We start from the raw sequence: 1,117 nt of genomic DNA on the forward strand, positions 1-1,117 counted from the left end.
CGCAAGCCTTCGTCCATAGCGATCGGAGCAATCAGCTCCACGTCCATGGAGATGTTGTCACCCGGCATAACCATTTCCGTGCCTTCCGGCAACGTGCACATGCCCGTCACGTCGGTGGTGCGGAAATAGAATTGCGGACGATATTTGGTAAAGAACGGCGTGTGACGGCCACCCTCTTCCTTCGTCAGAATGTAAGCTTCTGCCGTGAACTTGGTGTGCGGCGTGATCGAACCCGGAGCAGCCAAAACTTGGCCACGTTCCACGTCTTCACGCGCGGTGCCACGCAGCAAGATGCCAACGTTGTCACCAGCTTCACCGCTGTCCAGCAGTTTGCGGAACATTTCAACACCGGTGCAGGTCGTTTTCGTGGTTTCTTTCAAACCAACGATTTCGATCTCTTCACCAACCTTGATCACGCCGCTTTCGATACGACCCGTAACAACGGTACCGCGACCGGAGATGGAGAACACGTCTTCGATCGGCATCAAGAACGCGCCGTCTTTCGGACGATCCGGCTGCGGGATGTATTCGTCAACAGCTGCCATCAATTCCATGATGGAGTTCTTGCCGATTTCGTCGTCGCGGCCTTCCAAAGCTGCCAGAGCAGAACCTTTGATAATGGGAATGTCGTCGCCCGGGAAGTCGTAGGAAGACAGCAGTTCGCGGATTTCCATTTCCACCAACTCAAGCAGTTCTTCGTCGTCAACTTGGTCGACTTTGTTCATGTACACAACCAACGCCGGAACGCCAACTTGGCGGGCGAGCAAGATGTGCTCGCGCGTTTGCGGCATGGGGCCATCAGCTGCGGAGCAGACCAAAATGCCGCCGTCCATTTGAGCCGCACCCGTGATCATGTTTTTCACATAGTCAGCGTGGCCCGGGCAATCGACGTGTGCATAGTGACGTGCTTCAGTTTCGTATTCCACGTGTGCCGTGGAAATGGTGATGCCGCGCTCGCGTTCTTCCGGTGCTTTGTCAATCATGTCGAAAGCCATGGCTTCGGAGCCGTTGGCTTCTGCCATAACTTTGGTGATTGCAGCCGTCAGCGTCGTTTTACCGTGGTCAACGTGACCAACGGTGCCGATGTTGCAATGCGGTTTTGTGCGTTCGTATTTTT

Annotated in this window: 1 protein-coding gene; it reads right to left on the bottom strand. The window is 54.9% G+C overall.

Annotated features, from left to right (window positions below; translation table 11 throughout):
• On the bottom strand, nucleotides 1-1,117 hold a 1,117-nt coding region (gene tuf / locus V5T82_RS18105), incomplete at both ends, for an elongation factor Tu (protein WP_332897079.1).

This window comes from Magnetovibrio sp. PR-2 (assembly GCF_036689815.1).
Classification (GTDB): Bacteria; Pseudomonadota; Alphaproteobacteria; order Rhodospirillales; family Magnetovibrionaceae; genus Magnetovibrio.